The following is an 18131-nucleotide window of genomic DNA, read 5'->3' on the forward strand; positions in this document are numbered from 1 at the left end:
GTGCGCCCCGCCCAGCCGTGATGCTAATCCTGTCCGTTATGCCCGGGCTAGACCGCGGGTTCGGTCGCCCCGCCGAGCCGGACCACCACGCCCAGCGCCAGCAGGGCGACCGCCGCGCCGCCGGTCATGGTGATCGCCATCGCCGGACCGTCGTTGCCGAGCAGGCCGACCAGCGGCGCGATCAGCGCGCCGAGCCCGAACTGCGCGGCGCCCAGCAGTGCGGCCGCGGTCCCGGCGGCTTCGCCGTGCCGGGAGAGCGCGAGGGCGGGCGCGTTGGGCAGGACGAAGCCCATGGCGCCCAGCACCAGCCACATCGGCACGATGAACCCGTACAGGCCGCCGGTGCCGGTGGTGGTCAGCGCCGTCAGCACCAGGCCCGCCGCGGTGGCGGCGACCAGCGCGGCGAACACGATCTGCTTGGGGCTGTAGCGGTTGAGCAGCACGACGTTGAACTGGGAGGCGCCGATCAGCGCCACCGCGCCGACACCGAAGACCAGTCCGAAGGACTGCTGGTCGAGACCGAACTGTTCTTGGAGCACGAACGACGAACCTGAGATGTAGGAGAACAGCGCGGACATCGCCAGCGCCGCCACCACGGCGAGCAGCACGAAGTCGCGGTCGGTGAGCAGCTGCCGGTAGGTGCGCAGGACCGGGCGGAACTGCGCGGCCTGGCGGCGTTGCGGTGGCAGCGACTCCTTGAGCGCGAAGATCGCCACCACCAGCAGGACCGCGCCGAGGACCGCCAGCGCGCCGAACACCCCGCGCCACGACCCGCCCAGCAGGATGGCCCCACCCAGGCTCGGGGCGAGGATCGGGGCCACGCCCATCACCAGCATCAACCGGGAGAGCGCGGTGGCCGCGGCGCGTCCGCTGAACAGGTCCCGGACCACGGCCAGCGCGACGACCATGGCGGCGGCCGCGCCGACGCCCTGCAGCGCGCGCAGCGCCCCCAGCACCGCGATGTTGGGGGCGAACAGGCACGCCACCGACGCCGCGATGTGCAGGGCGGTCCCGATGATCAGCGGCAGCCGTCGGCCGACGATGTCGGAGAACGGGCCGATGAGGAGTTGGCCGACGCCGAGGCCGAGCAGGGTGCCGGTGAGGGTGAGCTGCACGGTGGAGGCGCTGGCCTGCAGGTCGTTGCCGATGGCGGGCAACGCGGGCAGGTACATGTCGATGGTCAGCGGGCCGAGGGCGATCAGCGCCCCCAGCACGACGATCACCCGTAATCGGTTCAAGCCGGTCGGCTCCGGGGGCGCAGACCGCGCCTCCCGTGCCGCCGGAGGGCTCTGCACCGCAACGTTGTCCATCGCTGCCTTTCAGGTTCACCGCGAGCGGTGGAAGATGTGACGCGCTCCTCAGCGACGGTCGAGATCGCTTTGTTCCCGCCATCGCGGAAGAACCGGTGTGATGCGGGCTACAGGCGACGTCGCCGCTGGTCGGACCCGTTGTGCGGAGCGCTCTTCCGCGCACCGGACCGGTCGGCAAGAACGTCCTGTGTGGACTTGTTCCCGGATTCCGGTGAAGGGTTGGTGAATTCTCCTGCCGTGGGCGGTCGTCCCGGAGGAGCGGTTCCACCGGTCCTGGCGAGTCCGCTGCGGAGGCGGCGTGCGGCGGCCTTCCCCCGTCGAGAGGCTCCGCTCGGCGCGCCGCGGAGGGTAGGATTCCTGGGTTTGACCGGGTCGGTGAAGTGGAGTGGGGCGATGCACGGGTACACCCAGGACAAGGACAACTACCTCAAACGGCTGGCGCGCATCGAGGGGCAGGTCCGCGGCCTGGCGCGGATGATCGAGGAGGACAAGTACTGCATCGACATCCTGACCCAGGTCTCGGCCGTGACGAAGGGCCTGCAGGCGGTGTCCCTGCGCCTGCTCGACGAGCACCTCAAGCACTGCGTGGCCGAAGCCCTCGCCGAAGGCGGTCAGAACGCCGACCAGAAGGTCAAGGAGGCCAGCGACGCGATCGCCCGCCTCGTGAAGTCCTGACCAGCCGGGCCGGGGGCGGCCGCTGACCACCCCCGGCCGCGCCGATCAGCTCTGCGCCAGCAGCCCGCGCATGGTGTCGATCTCGGCCTGCTGGGTGTCGATGATCTGCTGGGCCATCTGCTTGGCCGCCGGGGACTGGCCGTCGGCCAGCTCGGTCCGGGCCATCGCCACCGCGCCCTCGTGGTGCTTGATCATCAACTCCAGGAACATGCGGTCGAACTCCGCGCCCTGGACCTGCGCCAGCTGCTCCATCTCGGCGGCGGACATCATGCCGCCCATGTCACCGTGGCCCATCGAGCCGTGGTCGGTGCTCGGCGCCGGGTCGGCGCCCCAGTCGCGCAGCCAGCCGGTGAGCGTCTCGACCTCCGGGCCCTGCGCCGCCTCGATCTGCTTGGCCAGGTCCTTGACCTGCGGGGAGTGCGCCCGCTCCGGAGCCAACCGGGACATCTCGACGGCTTGCTGGTGGTGCGGGATCATGCCCTGCGCGAAGGCGACGTCGGCGGCGTTGCTGGCCGCCTGCTGCTGGCTCGCCGGGGCCTGCGGCGGCGCGCTGCCGGTGTCCTGGCTGCCGCAGCCCGCCAGGGCGACGGTGGCGGCCGCGCTGATCGCGGCGGCAAGTGCGCGGGTGTGCTTCATCGTGGTCCTCGTCTTTCCTGAGCTGTTTCGAGCACGCCTTATCGGGCCACGGTGTGGATGCCGTGGCCGATCAGCTGCCGATCAGCGCCGGAGCACGCAGAGGGCCGCGAGTCTTCGCGGCACGGGAAGCGGTGGTGGGACCAGCACCGGCAGGACCACCAGCAGCGCCCTCGGCAGCTCGGCCGCGATGCGGAGCAGGCGCCGTAGCTGGGGGAGCAACAGCAGGAGGAAACCGGCGACGATCGCCAGGCACAGGTGCAGCGCGTCGTGGTCCGGGGTCGCTGGGGGTTCGTGGTGCTCGGTCGCCGCGGTCTGCACGACGGCGGCCTCCGGGGGGTGGGACTGCTCGTGCTGGGCCGGGACGTGGTGCATCACCACGACGCAGAGCGCCAGGGCCAGCAGCAGGCCCCAGCGGAGCAGCCCCGGACGTCCTCGCACGTCACCAACCATACCGGGGCGGGGTGGGCCGGTCGTCAGGACTTCACCAGCCGGGCGATCGCCTCGCTGGCCTCGCGGACCTTCTCCTCGGCCTGCTCGCCGCCCTCGGCCAGCGCCTCGGAGACGCAGTGCTTGAGGTGTTCGTCCAGCAGGCCCAGCGCCACCGCCTGCAAGGCCTTCGTGGTGGCCGAGACCTGGGTGAGCACGTCGATGCAGTACTGGTCCTCTTCGATCATCCGCGCCAGGCCGCGCACCTGGCCCTCGATCCGCCGCAGCCGCTTGGCGTAGTCGTCCTTGTCGTGCGTGTATCCGCGCATCGGGCACCTCCCCGTCCCTTTATACCCTAGGGGGGTACCGGACGCGAGGTTGATCAGAGGAAGCCCTCCGGCTTGGCCGGTCCCTTCGCCGCCTCCGGCGCGTTCCGCTCCGCGCGCGCCAGCCACAGCACGCCGCCCAGCTGGATCAGCGCCGCGCCGCCGGTCAGGGCCACCGCGATGACGGCGTAGACCTGCCAGCCCGAGACGAAGCCGAGCACCACCGCGATGGCGAAGAACAGCAGCGTGCGCACCAGCACGGTGGTGAGTTGACTCTTGCTCATCAGTCCGGGGCCCTCCTGCTCGCGTCCCCCGTCGAGTGTAGGCGGCCGGACCGCGGGCCGAGCCGGACCTCCGTTGTGGCGATTGACGGGCCGACCTGGGCGATCCTATTTTGCTAACAGGTGTCCTCAGTTTGCAGGGAGCGCCGATGTCGAAGCCGACACCGCTGGGTCCGGACTCGCTCATGTGGCGCCACTTCGGCGACTGGCGCGGGCTGCTGCTGGCGCTGTGGGCGGGGTCGATGCAGAACATGCACCCGCAGCTCGGCGCGGGGGTCGAGGAGCACTCGCGGTTCTTCGACGAACGGTGGGAGCGGCTCTACCGGTCCCTGTACCCGATCGGCGGGGTGGTCTACGACGGCCCGCGCGCGGAGCAGACCGCGCGGCAGGTGCGCGCCTACCACAACACGATCAAGGGCGTCGACAAGCACGGCCGCCCCTACCACGCGCTCAACCCGGACACCTTCTTCTGGGCGCACGCGACGTTCCTGGTGATGCCGATCCTGATCAACGAGCACTTCGGCGAACCGCTCACCGAGGAGCAGAAGGAGCAGGTCTACGCCGAGGGCGTGCAGTGGTACCAGCTGTACGGGATGAGCATGCGCCCGGTGCCGCCGGACTGGCCGAGCTTCCAGCGCTACTGGGACCACATGTGCCGCGAGGTGCTGGAGGACAACAAGGCCACCCGGGACGTCCTGGACCTCTCGCGGATCGGCGCACCGCCCCTGCTGCGCTGGCTACCCACCCCGCTGTGGGAGCTCGCCCGAATCCCCATCAGCCGCGGGTTCGCCTGGCTCACCGTCGGCCTCTACGACCAGGCCGTCCGGGACAAGCTGGGTTTGCGCTGGACCGCGCGCGACGAGCGGCTACTGCGCGTCCTGGGCCGCGCGCTCGCCCTCGCCTGGCGGCTGGTGCCGTTCGACTGGCGCTACCACCCGCGCGCCCGCGCGGCGTGGCGCCGCGTGCGCGGCCAGGTCCCGGCCGACGCGCCCCTGGTCGAAACCCCGGCCCGAAACCTCCCGCCGCCGGATCGCCGCGACGACCCCCAGCACTACTCGCCCGCGCAGGTCGGCTGAAACCCGGTGCCTCCTGCTGGCGGTACGCGCCCGGAACCGCGCGTGCTGTGATCACCAGTGGTGAACCGCCGCCTCACCACGATGTTCGCGTGCGCCCGCGCGCCCGCGATGGGAGGAGGTCGTTGATGATCCGCCGCACCTGCGCGGTCGTCGCCGCGCTCATGCTGGCCCTCACCCCGGCCGCCGCGGCGGCCGAGGTCAAGCCGGTCGCCACCGGCCTGGACATCCCGTGGGGCCTGGCGTTCCTGCCGGACGGCTCGGCGCTGTTCACCCAGCGCGACACCGGGCAGCTGATGTCCTTGCGGGACGGCCAGGTCACCGAGGTGCAGGAGATCGAGGACTCGCAGCCGACCAACGGCGAGGGCGGGCTGATGGGCCTGGCCGTGTCGCCGGAGTTCGAGGCCGACCAGACCGTGTTCGTCTTCTACAGCACCAGCGAGGACAACCGGATCGCCAAGCTGCGCCTGGGCGAGGCCCCGCAGCCGATCCTGACCGGGATCGCGAAGAACCGCTTCCACAACGGCGGCCGACTGGCCTTCGGCCCGGACGGCATGCTCTACGCCGCGACCGGCGACGCCCTGGACCGGGACAGCGCGCAGGACCCGAACTCGCTCAACGGCAAGATCCTGCGCATGACCCCCGACGGCGCCCCGGCCCCGGGCAACCCGTTCGGCGACTCGGTGGTCTACTCGATCGGCCACCGCAACCCACAGGGTCTCGACTGGGACGACGCCGGTCGCCTGTACTCCGCGGAGCTCGGTGACAACACCTGGGACGAGGTCAACCTCATCGAGGCGGGCAGGAACTACGGCTGGCCGGTGTGCGAGGGCGAGTGCGGCAACGACGAGTTCGTCGACCCGCTGGTGACCTGGCCGACGAGCGAGGCCTCGCCCAGCGGCCTGGCCGTCCACGACGGCCACCTCTACGTCGCGGCGCTGCGCGGTCAGCGGTTGTGGCAGGTCCCGCTCAACGGCGACGGTTCGGTCGGTGCGCCCACCGCGCTGCTGCAGGGCGAGCACGGCCGCCTCCGCACCCCGGTCCCGGCCCCGGACGGCACCCTCTGGGTGACGACGTCCAACCAGGACAACAACGGCAACCCCGGCCCCGACGACGACCAGATCCTCAGTGTCACCCCGTGATCCCGCCCGGAGGGCACCTCACCGCCGAGGACCAGCGGGAGGTGCCCTCCGCCCGTCTCAGAGGTACCAGTCGCGGGTTGGGTTGGAGACCGCCGGGGCGGTCCGCTCCAGCCCGGGGCGGGCTGCCCAGTGGATCCCGTTGGCGATGATGCGCTTGATCTCCGGTTGGTTGTAGACCGGGTAGCGCTCGTCGCCGGGGCTGAAGTAGAAGATCCGGCCCTGGCCGCGGTGGAACGTCACCCCGGAGCGGAAGACCTCTCCACCGCTGAACGAGCTGATGAAGACGAGCTCGTCCGGGACCGGGATGTCGAAGAACTCGCCGTAGGTCTCCTGCTCCGGGATCACCACCGGGTTCGGTACGCCCGCGGCGATCGGGTGCGTCGGGGCCACCGTCCACACCACTTCGCGCTCCGCGGCGTTGCGCCAGCTCAGCGAGCAGGTGGTGCCCAGCAGGCGGGTGAAGACCTTGGAGAAGTGCCCGGAGTGCAGGACCAGCAGCCCCATCCCGCCCAGTACGTGCTGGTGCACCCGGTCCACGACCGCGTCGGCGACCTGGCCGTGCGCCTTGTGCCCCCACCACAGCAGGACGTCGGTGTCGGCCAGCACCTCCTCGGGCAGCCCGTGCTCGGGGTCGTCGAGCAGCGCGGTGCGCACGGTGGCGCCCGGGATCTGCTCACCGATCCCGGACGCGAGCGCACCGTGGATGCCGCCGGGGTAGTACTCGTCCATCCCAGCCGGGTCCTGGGTGGACTCGTGCACGCCTTCGTTCCACACGGTGATGCGCAGCTGGCTCATTCGACCGTGATCTCCCGCTTCTCGGTGGCGGACTGGTAGCACGCGTCGATCACCCTGGCGCGCTTGAGCGCGAGGGAGCCGTCGTTGGTGGGCCACCGGGACGGGTCGCGGAGGAGGTAAACGAAGTTCTCCACCACGCCCGCGTGGGCGCGTCCCGGCTCGGCGGTGGGTTGGTAGTCGGCGACCTCGCCGTCCACGTCGCGGTAGACGTGCAAGTCTCCGACCTGCTTCTTCGTCGCCCCCACGGCTTTGAGCTCCGCACCGCCGTCGGTGCCCAGGACGCTGAAGTCGATCAGGTCCTCCGGGCTGCGGAACGCCGCCCAGGAGGTCTCCAGCACCAGCGTGGCACCGCCCTCCAGGCGCGCGAACGCCGCCGCGAAGTCCTCCACCTCGTAAGCCGAGACGTTCCCGTCGGCCGTCTCCCACTTCATCCCGCCGATGCCGCGGTGGCCCAGCTCGGAGTAGGTCACGGCGTTGACCGACAGCACGCGCGGTTCACCCAGCAGGAACAGCGCGTAGTCCAGGACGTGCACGCCGATGTCCGCCAGCGGCCCCCCGCCGGACATCTCCTGGTTGGTGAACCAGCTGCCCAGCATCGGGATGCCGCGGCGGCGCATCCAGGACGCCTTCGCGTAGTACGGGCGGCCGAGCTCGCCGCGCTTGATGATCTCGCCGAGGGCCTGGACGTCACCGCGCAACCGGTGGTTGAACACCACGTCCAGCACCCGTCCCGCGGAGCGCGCCGCGTCGACCATCTGCTGGCCCTCGACGGCGTTGCGGGCCAGCGGTTTCTCGCTGAGCACGTGCAGTCCGCGCTTGAGCGCGGCGATGGCGATGGGCGCGTGCAGGAACGTCGGCACCGCGATGCTGACGGCGTCGAGGTCGGGAACCTCGAGCAGCTCCTCCCAGCTCTCGAACAGCCTCGGCGCGCCGTGCTGCGCGCCCAACGAGGCCAGCAGCTCCGGTTCCTTGCCCGCGATCGCGACGATCTCGACATCCGGCAGGTCCTGGTAGGCGGCCAGGTGCTGCTGGCCTGCCCAGCCGATGCCGACGACACCGACCCGGATCGGACTCATGGACATGGTCTCCTTCACTTGTGACGGGTAACTTCAGCCCTTGATCGCGCCGGCGGTCAGACCGGCCACGATGCGCTTCTGGAACACCAGCACCAGGAGCAGCAGCGGGAGGGTGACGATCACCGAGGCCGCGCTGATGGTGCCGATGGGTTGGTCGAACTCGTTGGTGCCGGCGAAGAACGCGATGGCCACCGGCACCGTGCGGGCGGACGGGGTGGAGGTCAGGGTGACCGCGAGCAGGAACTCGTTCCACACCGAGATGAACACCAGGATCGCGGTGGTGGCGATGCCGGGCACCGCCAGCGGCAGGATCACCCGGCGGAACGCCTGGAACGGGGTGGCGCCGTCGACCAGCGCGGATTCCTCCAGCTCGAAGGGGATCTCGCGGAAGAACGAGGTGAGCACGAAGATCGCCATCGGCAGCGCGAAGGTGAGCTTCGGGATGATCAGCCCGAGCAGCGTGTCGTAGAGGCCCAGGTCGCTCCAGATCTTGAACATCGGTGCGGCGATCGCGATGACGGGGAACGTGGTCACCGACAGCACCGCCGCCAGGACCAGCCCCTTGCGGGGCAGCTTGAGCCGGGCCAGCGCGTAGGCGGCGAAGGACGCCAGTAGCAGCGCCAGCGAGGTGGTGACCACCCCGACGACGACCGAGTTGCCCAGCGCGGTCAGGAACTCCCCGTCCTGCAGGACCTCCAGGTAGTTGTGCAGCGACGGCTGGGTGGGCAACAGGCTGCCCGAGGACAGCTCGGCGCCGGTCTTCAGCGACGTGTTGACCAGCCAGTAGAACGGCACCAGCGAGGCCAGCATCACCAGCACGGCGAAGACCAGCACCAGCGGGCGCAACCGGGTGCGGTCCCGGCGGCGGGCCGGGGCGCTGGTGGTCCTGGTGGGCACGAGGACGGTCGCCATCAGCTCTCCTTCGCGACGTCGCGGATGTTGCCGCCGGCGAAGCGGATGTAGACCAGGGACACCACCATCACGGTGGCGAAGGTCAGGATCGACAGCGCCGAGCCGGGGCCGATCAGCCGCCCCTCGCGCAGCTCCTGGTAGGCGAGCATGGACATGGTCTCGGTGCCGCTGGCGCCCTTGGTCAGCACGAACGGCAGGTCGAAGATGCGCAGCGCGTCCAGCAGCCGGAAGATCGCGGCCAGCGCGATCGCCGGGCGCAGCAGCGGTAGCGTGACCCGCCAGAAGACCTGCCAGCGGCTCGCCCCGTCCAGGTCGGCGGCCTCGTGGACGTCGGGCGGGATGACCTGGAGCCCGGCCAGCACCAGCAGCGCCACGAACGGCGCGGTCTTCCACACGTCGGCGACGATGATCACGGCCATCGCGTAACCGGGCTCGGCCAGCCACACGTGCTCGCCGCCAGGCAGGCCCAAGGCGCGCAGGATCCCGGTCACCAGGCCGAGGTTGGAATCGAACATGGCCTGCCAGGTGATCGCCGAGACGACGGTCAGCACCGCGTAGGGGACCAGCAGCGTGGAGCGCAGCAGGCCCCGACCGCGGAAGGCCAGGTTCAGCAGCAGCGCCATCGCCACGCCGAGCACGATTTCCAGCGCCACCGAGGCGATCGCGAAGGCGAACGTCCAGCGGAAGGCCGCCCACCACTCCGGTGAGGTCAGCGCGTTCCAGTAGTTGGTCAACCCGACGAACTGGGACAGGTCGGCCTGCCGCACGCTGTAGACGTTCAGCGACAGCCACCCCGCGTAGCCGATCGGCACCGCGGCCACCAGGAACATCACCACCAGCGCGGGCGCGACCATCCACACCGCGGTGCGCCGCTGCTGCTCGTCGACCCGGCGGCGTCGGCGGGTCGGTGCCACCGCGGTCATCAGAACGTCTCCTGGGCAGTCCGGATGTCCTCGGCCATCTTCCGCACACCCGCCTCCACCTCGACCTGCCCGGTGAGCACCTGGTGGACGTTGCGGTAGATGGCCCGGGACAGCTGCGGGTACACCGGCGACTTCGGCCGCGGTTCGGCGCTGAGCACCGACTGCTCGAGCTGCGGGATGAACGGCAGCTCGGCGATGACCTCCGGGTCGTGGTAGGTCGCGGCGCGCACCGGGGCCTGGGAGTGCTCCAGCACCATGGTCCGCTGGAACTCGGCGCTGGTGGCGTGGTCGATGACGGCCACCGCACCGGCGGGGTTGGCGGCCTCGGTGGCGATGGCCAGGTTCCAGCCGCCGAGCACCGCCGCGGGTTCGCTGTGCTCGTCGAAGGCGGGCAGCGGGGCCACCGCGGTGCCCGGGCCGGCCTCGGTCTGCTCGATCTGGGTCAGCGCGCTCGGCCACTGCCGCAGGTACCCGGCGCGCCCGGACTCGTAGGCCCGCCGCCCGCTGTCCTCGTCGTAGGTCAGGCTCGCGCGGTCGACGGCCCCGGAGTCCAGCCCCTCGACCATCAGGCGGAGCACGGCGCGGGTCTGCGGGGAGTCGATGGTGACGGTGCCGTCCTCGTTGATCACCGAGCCGCCCGCGGAGTACAGCAGCTCCAGGAAGTTCACCGTCAGGCCCTCGTAGCGCTTGGCCTGGATCTCCACCTCGTGCTGCGGGTGGGTGGCGGCGTTGGCGTAGACCTGGGCCCAGGTGGTTGGCGGCGGCACCCGGTCCTGGCGGTAGAACAGCAGGCCCGCGTTGGTGTAGAGCGGCACCGCCCAGTACCGCCCGGCGTAGTGCGCTGTCTCCAGTGTGGACGGTATGAGGTCGGCGCGGTGCGCTTCGACCAGCCCGCTGTGGTCCCGGATCCAGCCCTGCGCGGCCCACTCGCTGACCCAGGTCACGTCCATCAGGTAGATGTCGCAGCCGTGGGAGCCGCCTTCGAGGCGCTGGATGGCCTGCGCGCGGGTGGCGTCGGTGTCCTGGCCGATCTCCAGGTAGTGCGCGGTGACCCCGGTGCGCTTGGCGTTGAACGTCTCGACGAGCGTGGTGTAGGTCCCGTTGTCCCGGTTGCCGCAGATCGTCACGTCACCGGTCGCGCCGCGGGCGCTCGCCGGGTCCACGACGGGGGTTCGGGGCGCGTGCTCGCCGATCGGGCCGGTGGCCGGGGCGGCGAGGCAGCTGGTGAGGGTGATCGCGGCGGTGGTGGCGAGGACCGCCCAGGCGGGCGCTCGTCTCAGGGGCATGGTCTCTCCGCTTCGCTGGTGGCGGGATGGCACCCGGGCACCGGTCGAACTGCGGCGTGAGACGGGGACATGGTCAGCCCCGCGCACACGTCGTGTCAAGGTTCGTTCCGCAGCAGGCCGCGGATCCCGTCGGCGGAGAGCACGGTTTCGATGCCCGCCACGACCGCACCGGCCAGCCCCGCGTTGCGGCCGAGGGTGCTGTTGGCCAGCGACAGGTGCCGGGTGGCCAGCGGTAGGGCGCGGCGGTAGACGACGCTGCGGATCCCGGCCAGCAGGTCGTCGCCCGCAGCGGTGATCAGTCCACCGAGGACGATCCGCTTCGGGTTGTAGAAGTGCACCAGCATGGCCACGACCTCGCCGATCGTGGCCGCCGCCGTGCGGACCTGCCGCACCGCGGTGGCGTCGCCGTCGCGCAGCAGTTGTGCGAGGTCCTCGACCTTGCGCGGCCCGCCGTCCTCGGTGCGCAGCGCGCGCAGCACCGCGTCGGCGGAGGCGACGGCCTCGACGCAGCCGACGTTGCCGCACTGGCAGACCACGTCGTCGGCGCCGGGCACCCGGATGTGCCCGATGTCCCCGGCCGCGCCGTCGGAACCGCGGTGCAGCTCCCCGCCCGCCGAGACGATCCCGCCACCGATGCCGGTGCCGACCTTCAGGAACAGCAGGGGGGTCTCCTCGGCGGGCAGCGCGCGGGCCTCGCCGAGTGCCATCAGGTTGACGTCGTTGTCCACCGAGGCGGCGCAGGCGAACCGGGCGGCCATCGCCTCGCCCACCGGGAAGCCGTCCCAGCCGGGCATGATCGGTGGCCGCACCGGCATCCCCATCCGCGAGTCGACCGGGCCGGGCAACCCCACCACCAGCGCCTTCGCCTTCTCCAGCGGCATCCCCGCGTCGGCCAGCAGCTTGCGCAGGTGGTCGGTGAGCACGTCCAGCGAGCGCTCCGGGCCGACGGCGATCTCCAGTTCCACCTCGCGCTCGGCGAGCACGTCCTGGCCGAGGTCGGCGACCGCGAGCCGGGTGCTGTGCACCCCGACGTCGGCGGCGAGTACGACCCCGGCGCGCGGTGCGATCGCCAGCCGGTGGGCGGGGCGGCCGCGCCCACCGCTGCCGACCGGCCCGCGCTCGACGACGACCCCGGCCGTGATCAGCGCGTCCAGGTGGCTGTGCACAGTGGACCGGGACAGCCCGGTGGCGCGCACCAGCTCGACCCTGCTCTCGGCCGCGCCCGAGGCGATCAGCCTGGCCAGGCTGCTGCGCACCAGGTTGTCGTCGGCTCGTCCGGACGTCCTCGGCACCGCCAAGCGGACCGGTTCCCACCCCATCGTCGCAGCTCCTGACTGAAATTGCGCTGATTAATGACTGAGAAGAAAATAAATAGTATCTCTTGTCGACTTAAAGGCGAAGATCTAGTTTTGATCGGGACGTAAATCGGGCGTGAGACACCCGTGGCAGTCAACTGATCCGACGAAGGAGGCTCCCTCGTGAGCCCTGGACCTTCCGGGCGCGGCGTGGCCATCCTGGGCGCCGGGATGATCGGCGAGGTGCACCGCCGCGCGGCGCTGCTCGCCGGTGCCGACGTGGTCGGCGTGCTGGCGTCCTCCGCGGCGCGGTCGAGCGAAGTGGCCGAGCGCTGGGGCGTGGCGGCCTACGGCGACCTCGCCCAGGTGCTGGCCGACGACCGCGTCGACGTCGTGCACATCTGCACCCCCAACGCCACCCACGCGCCGTTCGCCGAAGCCGCGATCCGCGCGGGCAAGCACGTGATCTGCGAGAAGCCGCTGGGCACCTCGCTCGCCGAGGCCGAGCGCATGGCCGCTGCGGCGCGCGAGCACGACCTGGTGGCCACGGTGCCGTTCGTCTACCGCTACCACCCGGTGGTGCGGGAGCTCCGGGCGCGCCGCCAGGCGGGGGAGTTCGGTGCCTGGCACCTGCTGCACGGCAGCTACCTGCAGGACTGGATGCTCTCGCCGGACGCCTCCAGCTGGCGGGTCGACCCGGAGCTGGGCGGCCCGTCGCGGGCCTTCGCCGACATCGGCTCGCACTGGTGCGACCTGGTCCAGTGGGTCTCCGGGGAGACCTTCACCGACCTGCTCGCCGAGCTGAGCATCGCGGTCCCGACCCGACCGGCCGCGTCAGGGCCGACCTTCGCCGGACCCAGCGGCGCCACCGGGGACCGGGTCGAGGTGCGCACCGAGGACTCCGCGGCGCTGCTGCTGCGCACCGCCTCGGGTGTGCTGGGGTCGGCGACGATCTCGCAGGTCGCGGCCGGCCGGAAGAACCGGTTGTGGTTCGAGCTCGACGGGGCCCGGGGCAGCGCGGTGTTCGACCAGGAGGATCCGGAGCGGATCTGGCTCGGCGGCACCGACGGCAACCGCATCCTGGTCCGCGACCCCGAGCACGGCTCGCCCGAGCAGCGGCGGCTGTCGACGCTGCCCGCCGGGCACGCGCAGGGCTACGCCCAGTGCTTCGAGGCGTTCGTCGCGGACACCTACGCCGCGATCGACGGCGGCAACCCGGAGGGGCTGCCCACGTTCGAGGACGGGCTGCGCTCGGCGCGGCTGGTCGACGCCGTCCTCCGCTCCGCCCGCAACGGTTCCTGGACGAAGGTGTGATGATGCAGCTCGGAATGCTCACCGCGTGCCTCCCGCAGTGGTCGTTGGACCGGATCGCCGGATGGGCCGCGCAGGCCGGTTACCAAGCGCTGGAGGTGGCGGTCTGGCCCGGCACCGGTGGCCGCGACTTCGAGGCCGCGCACCTGCCGGTGGCCGACTTCGGCCCGCGCGAGGTCGAGGAGACCCTGGCGCTGTTCGACAAGCACGGCCTGGCGCTGTCGGCGTTCGCCTACTACGAGAACAACCTGCACCCCGACCCGGTGCGGCGCGAGGAGATCCGCACGCACCTGCGGCACGCGATCGACGCCGCGCAGGCGCTCGGCGTGCCCTACGTGGGGACGTTCGTGGGGCGCGACTGGACCAAGTCGGTGGCCGACAACCTCGCCGAGGCCGAGCGCACCTTCCCGGACCTGGTGGAGTACGCGGGCGAGCGCGGGGTGCGGATCATCGTGGAGAACTGCGTGATGGAGGGCTGGCACCCGGACGGCTACCCCGGCAACCTGGCGTACTCGCCGGAGCTGTGGGAGTGGATGTTCGGGCTGGGCCTGTACCTGAACTGGGACCCCTCGCACCTGACCTGGATCGGCATCGACCCGGTGGAGACGATCGCGCCGCACATCGACCGCATCGTGCACGCCCAGGCCAAGGACGTGGAGCTGGACCCGGTCGCGCGCCAGCGGTACGGCTTCTTCGGCAAGGTCGACAAGGGCGGCAACCCTTGGGACATGGGGTGGTGGCGCTACCGCGTGCCGGGGCTGGGGCAGGTGGACTGGAAGCGCGTGGTGGACCGGCTCTACGAGCACGGCTTCACCGGCACGCTGTCGGTGGAGCACGAGGACCCGGTGTGGGGCGGCGACGACGAGCGCATCACCCAGGGCCTGGACATCGCGCACCGCACCCTGCGCCCGCTGATCGTCGGTTGACCCGGAGGTGGCAGTGCTTTCCGCGCAGCTCTACAGCGTTCGCGACCAGCTGGCCGCCGACCGGCCCGCCACCTTGGCGAGGCTGGCCGAGATCGGCTTCCGCCACGTCGAGCCCTTCGGCCTCGGTTCCCCGGACCGCGCACCCGCCGAGCGCCGGGCGGCTGCCCGGTCCCTGCGGGCCGACCTGGACGCGGCGGGCCTGGCGGTCTCGGCGGTGCACGCCGGGTTGCCCGGCGACATCGCCGAACTCGAGGAGGAGTGCGAGATCCTGGGCGCGGACACGGCCTTCATCCCGCACCCGCGCTTGGTCGCGGGCTTCGGCGAGGAGACCTTCGCCGACCCCACCCAGCTCGACGCGTTCGCCGAAACCCTGGGCGCAGCAGCAGAATCGACCAACCTGGGCCTGGGTTACCACAACCACTGGTTCGAGTGGGTGCGCCTACCCGACGGCACCACGGGGTACGACCGCTTCTGGCGCCGCACCAGCGCCGAACTCCTCGCGGAGCTGGACGTCTACTGGGCGGTCGCGGCAGGTGCGGACCCGGCGTCGGTGCTGGCCGACCTCGGTGACCGGGTGGTCGCGCTGCACCTCAAGGACGGCCCGGCGGAACCGGGCGCGCCGCAGACCCAGATCGGGACCGGGCGCGTGGACGTGCTCGGGGTGCTCGGTGGTGCGCCGTCGATCCGCTGGCACGTGGCCGAGATCGACACCACGGACCTGGACCCGTTCGACCTGCTCGCCACGAACGCAGCGACCCTGGTCGCCAGTGGTCGCACCACGTGGTCCTGACCGGGCGCGGTGTCGCTGGATCGGGTGACGGCTCGGCGTGCGCGGAGCTCGCCGGGGCCGTGGGCGTTGATGATGATCCGCATGGTTGACAACGGTGCGGACGAAACCGAGCGGGTGGGCGGTGCTGGGCACCGGGTGGACGAGGAGCGGCTGGCCCGGACCCGGACCGGTGGCATCTGGGTGTCCGTCGTCATCGCGGCGGTCGTGCTGGTGTTCCTGCTCGTCTTCATCCTGCAGAACTCCGGTGGCGTGACCGTGCACTTCCTGTGGATGGCCGGGAACCTTCCGCTGGGCGTGGCGATGATCTTCGCCGTGCTGGCCGGTGCGCTGCTGGTCGCGCTGGTCGGCACGGCGCGGATCCTGCAGCTGCGCCGCTCCGCCAAGCACCAGGCGCGCAAACCGCGGTGACACCGGTGGGACCACAGCGCCCGGGAGCTGTGGTCCACCGGGTCCGGCGGTCACTGCGCGGTGAAACCGCCGTCGATGGACAGGTTGGCCCCGGTGATGAAGCTGGCCTCGTCGCTGAGCAGGAACGCCGCGAACGCGGCGATCTCCTCGGGCTTGGAGATCCGGCCCACCGGGTGCAGCCCGGCGACCTGCGCTTCGCCTTCCGGCGTCGCGCCCATGCTGCTGCGGAACGCCGGGGTGTCCACCGCGCCGGAGGCGATGGCGTTGACCCGGATGCCCTGGGCGGCGTTCTCCAGCGCGACGGCCTTGGTCAGGCCGACGACACCGTGCTTGGCCGCCACGTAGGGCGAAACGCTGCCCATGCCGACCACGCCCAGGTTCGAGGCGTTGTTGAGGATCGCCCCACCACCCGAGGCCAGGATCGCCGGAACCTGGTGCTTCAGACCGAAGTAGACGCTGCTCAGGTTCAGCTCGATCTCGCCGTGCCAGCCGTCGGCGGCGATGTCCTGCACCGCGCCGAAGGCGCTCACCGCACCGGCGTTGTTGAACGCGCCGTCGAGGCGGCCGAACTCCGACACCGCCGCGCGGACCAGCTCCGCGACCTCGCTCTCCACCGTCACGTCGGTGGGCACGAACAGCGCTCGGCCGCCCGCCGCGCGGATGTCGGCCGCCAACTCCTCACCGGTGTCCTTGCTGCGGGCCCCCAGGACCACCGCCGCGCCCTCGGCGGCCAGCCGACGGCTCGTGGCCTCGCCGATGCCGGAGGTCGCACCGGTGACCAGGACCACTTTGGACTCGAAACGCGCCGTGTTCATCTCTTCCTCGAAGGTTCGCCGTCATCGGACGAATCCAATACTGCTGGCGCGGCGGCTCGGAGTCTGGCGGTAATCGGCCATCGCTGTGGCGGGGTCGCGGATGCCCTCCCGGCGCGGGCGCTGCGCCAGCTCGGCGGTCACCTCGGAGAGGAGTTCGCCGGTCCTGCGGGTTTTCGCGCCGGTGGTCCGCTCGACCGGCACCGATCTGCTGATCGCGTCGGTGCAGGGCATGCGGTAGGGCACCACCGCGGCCACGCAGCGGATGCCGGGCGCGCCTTCCTCCACTTCGGACGCACAACGGCGTTCGCGGGCGGTGGCGCAGGCTTGGTGGAGCTGCTCCAGCGGCACCACGGTGTTCTCGGTCAGCGCGGGCAGCAGCTCGGTGACCTCCTCGCGGGTCGGCTCGGTCAGCAGCTTGCCCAGTGCCACGGTGCTCAGCTCACCTTGGAGGTGGACACCTGGAAGTCCCGGAACTGCGCGTGCACATCGCGGCCCGGTCCCCAGGAGGTGTCGTGGCCGCCGAAGAAGGTGGAGAAGAAGATCCCCGAGAACGGGATGTCGGCCACCTCCCGGATGCCCTGCTCCTCCAGCACTTCCTGGCCGTCGTACCAGGTGGTGATGGTGCCGCTGGTGCGGTCCACCGCCTGCTCCACGGTGTGCCACCGGTCATCGGCCTGCCACCGCCACGCCCCCAGGCCGACGTCCTGACCGTAGCCGTCACCCATCGACGGGTCGTAGACGTACACCGTGGCCTCCGGCTCGTCGCCGCGGATCCGCCACATGTAGCGGGTCGACCAGGCCTCGCCGTGCTGGCCGCCGCTGGCCTGCCCGGGCGGGCCGCCGTAGAGGCCCGGCAGCTTCCCGCCGCGCTCCCCGAAGTCCCAGTCGGCGGGGAACCGCACCTGGTAGCTCAGGTGCAGTACTGGGGAGTCGGCGAGGTCGTCGCGGCCGATCGAGCGGAAGTCGGTGTAGAACTGGCCGCCGCCCTCGCTCGGGCAGTCACCGCAGGACGGCGCCGACGAGCCCGCGCCGTAGAACACGTCGAGCGCTTCGTCCTGCGGGGCCATCCGGTCGAAGCCCCAGTCGCCCTCGTCGACGAAACCCCACTGCTGCTTCCAGGAGCTGCTGGGGAAGTCGGCGAACCCGCCGCGCCACGGCTCGACGGCGGGGGAGGCCCCGCCCGGTGCCGCGGACAGCGCCAGCATCGCCGCCAGTCCGATCCTGGTCAGCCCGGCCACTCGTCTCTTCCGCACGTCGTCCACCTCGCATCGGGCAGTGCTGCGATGTCGACCGGGCGGCGGAGCGGTCAACGCCGGGAGGACCCCGGCGAAACCCAGCCCACACCAGGAGCGGGTACCCGGTCAATCCTCCAGCGGTGTGCCAGCGAGCGTTCCGCCTGCTCAACGCGACCCCGCCGGCGCCAGCTCGACGACCCGTCAAACCCCCGCCCCCTCCCGACCACCCTTCACCCGGGTTTGTCGCGCGGAGGATGCGGAGTGACTCAGCTCACCCTGGCCGGGGGTGTGCTCGAGCGGGGTTGGCAAGGGCTGCGGCGGTGGGGGTTGCTGGGGTGCCCCGGTCGTCAGGTCCGGTCCGGTTCTTCCGCCATGGCGCTGATCAGGTGATCACCGTTGGGCTGTTCGGGGGTCGATCGGTGAGCCGTCAGGGGCAGCGCGTGAGTTGTTCGGCACAACTCCGCGGAAACGTCAGTTCGCTCACTATCGG

General features: G+C 71.4%; 21 protein-coding genes. 7 read left to right on the forward strand and 14 right to left on the reverse strand.

Annotated features, from left to right (window positions below; translation table 11 throughout):
- Nucleotides 1-47 precede the first annotated feature (47 nt).
- A complete protein-coding gene (locus ABT324_RS19350; RefSeq protein WP_351179028.1) occupies nucleotides 48-1238 on the reverse strand; it encodes a multidrug effflux MFS transporter in 1191 nt (396 codons plus the stop codon).
- Between the two features lie 465 nt (nucleotides 1239-1703).
- Between ABT324_RS19350 and ABT324_RS19355 the strand changes: the two genes are divergently transcribed.
- A complete protein-coding gene (locus tag ABT324_RS19355; RefSeq protein ID WP_351179031.1) occupies nucleotides 1704-1985 on the forward strand; it encodes a metal-sensitive transcriptional regulator in 282 nt (93 codons plus the stop codon).
- A gap of 45 nt (nucleotides 1986-2030) precedes the next feature.
- Here ABT324_RS19355 and ABT324_RS19360 read toward each other — a convergent pair whose 3' ends face one another.
- The 4 genes from ABT324_RS19360 to ABT324_RS19375 all read right to left on the reverse strand — a co-directional run bounded on the left by ABT324_RS19360 (nucleotide 2031) and on the right by ABT324_RS19375 (nucleotide 3657).
- Nucleotides 2031-2621, reverse strand: a complete 591-nt coding sequence (locus tag ABT324_RS19360; RefSeq protein WP_351179034.1) for a DUF305 domain-containing protein — start codon at nucleotides 2619-2621, stop codon at nucleotides 2031-2033.
- An 81-nt stretch (nucleotides 2622-2702) separates the two neighbouring features.
- A complete protein-coding gene (locus ABT324_RS19365; protein WP_351179037.1) occupies nucleotides 2703-3059 on the reverse strand; it encodes a hypothetical protein in 357 nt (118 codons plus the stop codon).
- Between the two features lie 35 nt (nucleotides 3060-3094).
- Nucleotides 3095-3376 (reverse strand): metal-sensitive transcriptional regulator, encoded by a 282-nt coding sequence (locus tag ABT324_RS19370; protein WP_351179040.1) that lies wholly within the window; start codon nucleotides 3374-3376, stop codon nucleotides 3095-3097.
- A gap of 53 nt (nucleotides 3377-3429) precedes the next feature.
- Nucleotides 3430-3657, reverse strand: coding sequence for a hypothetical protein (locus ABT324_RS19375; protein ID WP_351179043.1), 228 nt, complete (start codon nucleotides 3655-3657; stop codon nucleotides 3430-3432).
- Between the two features lie 146 nt (nucleotides 3658-3803).
- Between ABT324_RS19375 and ABT324_RS19380 the strand changes: the two genes are divergently transcribed.
- Both ABT324_RS19380 and ABT324_RS19385 read left to right on the forward strand, forming a co-directional pair.
- Nucleotides 3804-4730, forward strand: coding sequence for an oxygenase MpaB family protein (locus ABT324_RS19380; RefSeq protein WP_351179046.1), 927 nt, complete (start codon nucleotides 3804-3806; stop codon nucleotides 4728-4730).
- Nucleotides 4731-4855: 125 nt separating this feature from the next.
- Nucleotides 4856-5869, forward strand: coding sequence for a PQQ-dependent sugar dehydrogenase (locus tag ABT324_RS19385; RefSeq protein WP_351179049.1), 1014 nt, complete (start codon nucleotides 4856-4858; stop codon nucleotides 5867-5869).
- Between the two features lie 57 nt (nucleotides 5870-5926).
- On the opposite strand, the gene ABT324_RS19390 is transcribed toward ABT324_RS19385, so the two are convergent.
- From ABT324_RS19390 to ABT324_RS19415, 6 genes are all read right to left on the reverse strand, one after another.
- Entirely contained in the window at nucleotides 5927-6664 is a 738-nt protein-coding gene (locus tag ABT324_RS19390; protein WP_351179052.1) for a ThuA domain-containing protein, read from the reverse strand.
- Nucleotides 6661-7740, reverse strand: coding sequence for a Gfo/Idh/MocA family protein (locus ABT324_RS19395; protein ID WP_351179055.1), 1080 nt, complete (start codon nucleotides 7738-7740; stop codon nucleotides 6661-6663). The genes ABT324_RS19390 and ABT324_RS19395 overlap by 4 nt, the downstream gene beginning before the upstream one ends.
- 33 nt (nucleotides 7741-7773) lie before the next feature.
- Nucleotides 7774-8550 (reverse strand): carbohydrate ABC transporter permease, encoded by a 777-nt coding sequence (locus tag ABT324_RS19400; protein ID WP_351179189.1) that lies wholly within the window; start codon nucleotides 8548-8550, stop codon nucleotides 7774-7776.
- Nucleotides 8551-8651: 101 nt separating this feature from the next.
- Complete coding sequence (locus ABT324_RS19405; RefSeq protein WP_351179058.1) at nucleotides 8652-9575, reverse strand: carbohydrate ABC transporter permease; 924 nt, start codon at nucleotides 9573-9575, stop codon at nucleotides 8652-8654.
- Nucleotides 9575-10861, reverse strand: a complete 1287-nt coding sequence (locus tag ABT324_RS19410) for an ABC transporter substrate-binding protein (RefSeq protein ID WP_351179061.1) — start codon at nucleotides 10859-10861, stop codon at nucleotides 9575-9577. The genes ABT324_RS19405 and ABT324_RS19410 overlap by 1 nt, the downstream gene beginning before the upstream one ends.
- A 95-nt stretch (nucleotides 10862-10956) precedes the next feature.
- Nucleotides 10957-12180, reverse strand: coding sequence for an ROK family transcriptional regulator (locus ABT324_RS19415; RefSeq protein ID WP_351179064.1), 1224 nt, complete (start codon nucleotides 12178-12180; stop codon nucleotides 10957-10959).
- 159 nt (nucleotides 12181-12339) lie between these two features.
- Here ABT324_RS19415 and ABT324_RS19420 point away from each other — a divergent pair, with 159 nt between their 5' ends.
- From ABT324_RS19420 to ABT324_RS19435, 4 genes are all read left to right on the forward strand, one after another.
- Entirely contained in the window at nucleotides 12340-13470 is a 1131-nt protein-coding gene (locus ABT324_RS19420; RefSeq protein ID WP_351179067.1) for a Gfo/Idh/MocA family protein, read from the forward strand.
- Nucleotides 13470-14393 (forward strand): sugar phosphate isomerase/epimerase family protein, encoded by a 924-nt coding sequence (locus ABT324_RS19425; RefSeq protein WP_351179070.1) that lies wholly within the window; start codon nucleotides 13470-13472, stop codon nucleotides 14391-14393. Before ABT324_RS19420 ends, ABT324_RS19425 begins: the two co-directional genes overlap by 1 nt.
- 13 nt (nucleotides 14394-14406) lie before the next feature.
- Complete coding sequence (locus tag ABT324_RS19430; protein ID WP_351179073.1) at nucleotides 14407-15183, forward strand: sugar phosphate isomerase/epimerase family protein; 777 nt, start codon at nucleotides 14407-14409, stop codon at nucleotides 15181-15183.
- A gap of 81 nt (nucleotides 15184-15264) precedes the next feature.
- Complete coding sequence (locus ABT324_RS19435; RefSeq protein ID WP_351179076.1) at nucleotides 15265-15591, forward strand: LapA family protein; 327 nt, start codon at nucleotides 15265-15267, stop codon at nucleotides 15589-15591.
- 50 nt (nucleotides 15592-15641) lie between these two features.
- Here ABT324_RS19435 and ABT324_RS19440 read toward each other — a convergent pair whose 3' ends face one another.
- From ABT324_RS19440 to ABT324_RS19450, 3 genes are read right to left on the reverse strand one after another with little or no spacing between them, the layout of a single operon-like run.
- Nucleotides 15642-16406 carry an SDR family NAD(P)-dependent oxidoreductase gene (locus ABT324_RS19440; protein WP_351179079.1) on the reverse strand — a complete coding sequence of 255 codons (765 nt, stop codon included), beginning with the start codon at nucleotides 16404-16406 and terminating at the stop codon, nucleotides 15642-15644.
- A 21-nt stretch (nucleotides 16407-16427) separates the two neighbouring features.
- The gene (locus tag ABT324_RS19445; RefSeq protein WP_351179082.1) at nucleotides 16428-16835 is read right to left on the reverse strand and encodes an IclR family transcriptional regulator domain-containing protein; all 408 of its coding nucleotides are present in this window, start codon (nucleotides 16833-16835) and stop codon (nucleotides 16428-16430) included.
- A gap of 5 nt (nucleotides 16836-16840) precedes the next feature.
- Nucleotides 16841-17659: a polysaccharide lyase gene (locus tag ABT324_RS19450; RefSeq protein WP_351179085.1), complete on the reverse strand. Its 819-nt coding sequence runs from the start codon at nucleotides 17657-17659 to the stop codon at nucleotides 16841-16843.
- Nucleotides 17660-18131 lie beyond the last annotated feature (472 nt).

Source organism: Saccharopolyspora sp. NPDC000359 (assembly GCF_040300525.1).
Classification (GTDB): domain Bacteria; phylum Actinomycetota; class Actinomycetes; order Mycobacteriales; family Pseudonocardiaceae; genus Saccharopolyspora.

What these genes read in the sequence shown, in the direction of transcription:
- ABT324_RS19400 (WP_351179189.1), bottom strand. Translation starts at nt 8,550, where the DNA reads ATGCTGGCCTCGCTGGTGCCGTTCTACTGGCTGGTCAACACGTCGCTG.
- ABT324_RS19390 (WP_351179052.1), bottom strand. Translation starts at nt 6,664, where the DNA reads ATGAGCCAGCTGCGCATCACCGTGTGGAACGAAGGCGTGCACGAGTCC.
- ABT324_RS19440 (WP_351179079.1), bottom strand. Translation starts at nt 16,406, where the DNA reads ATGAACACGGCGCGTTTCGAGTCCAAAGTGGTCCTGGTCACCGGTGCG.
- ABT324_RS19385 (WP_351179049.1), top strand. Translation starts at nt 4,856, where the DNA reads ATGATCCGCCGCACCTGCGCGGTCGTCGCCGCGCTCATGCTGGCCCTC.
- ABT324_RS19395 (WP_351179055.1), bottom strand. Translation starts at nt 7,740, where the DNA reads ATGAGTCCGATCCGGGTCGGTGTCGTCGGCATCGGCTGGGCAGGCCAG.
- ABT324_RS19425 (WP_351179070.1), top strand. Translation starts at nt 13,470, where the DNA reads ATGATGCAGCTCGGAATGCTCACCGCGTGCCTCCCGCAGTGGTCGTTG.
- ABT324_RS19375 (WP_351179043.1), bottom strand. Translation starts at nt 3,657, where the DNA reads ATGAGCAAGAGTCAACTCACCACCGTGCTGGTGCGCACGCTGCTGTTC.
- ABT324_RS19360 (WP_351179034.1), bottom strand. Translation starts at nt 2,621, where the DNA reads ATGAAGCACACCCGCGCACTTGCCGCCGCGATCAGCGCGGCCGCCACC.
- ABT324_RS19355 (WP_351179031.1), top strand. Translation starts at nt 1,704, where the DNA reads ATGCACGGGTACACCCAGGACAAGGACAACTACCTCAAACGGCTGGCG.
- ABT324_RS19410 (WP_351179061.1), bottom strand. Translation starts at nt 10,861, where the DNA reads ATGCCCCTGAGACGAGCGCCCGCCTGGGCGGTCCTCGCCACCACCGCC.
- ABT324_RS19370 (WP_351179040.1), bottom strand. Translation starts at nt 3,376, where the DNA reads ATGCGCGGATACACGCACGACAAGGACGACTACGCCAAGCGGCTGCGG.
- ABT324_RS19435 (WP_351179076.1), top strand. Translation starts at nt 15,265, where the DNA reads ATGGTTGACAACGGTGCGGACGAAACCGAGCGGGTGGGCGGTGCTGGG.
- ABT324_RS19405 (WP_351179058.1), bottom strand. Translation starts at nt 9,575, where the DNA reads ATGACCGCGGTGGCACCGACCCGCCGACGCCGCCGGGTCGACGAGCAG.
- ABT324_RS19380 (WP_351179046.1), top strand. Translation starts at nt 3,804, where the DNA reads ATGTCGAAGCCGACACCGCTGGGTCCGGACTCGCTCATGTGGCGCCAC.
- ABT324_RS19415 (WP_351179064.1), bottom strand. Translation starts at nt 12,180, where the DNA reads ATGGGGTGGGAACCGGTCCGCTTGGCGGTGCCGAGGACGTCCGGACGA.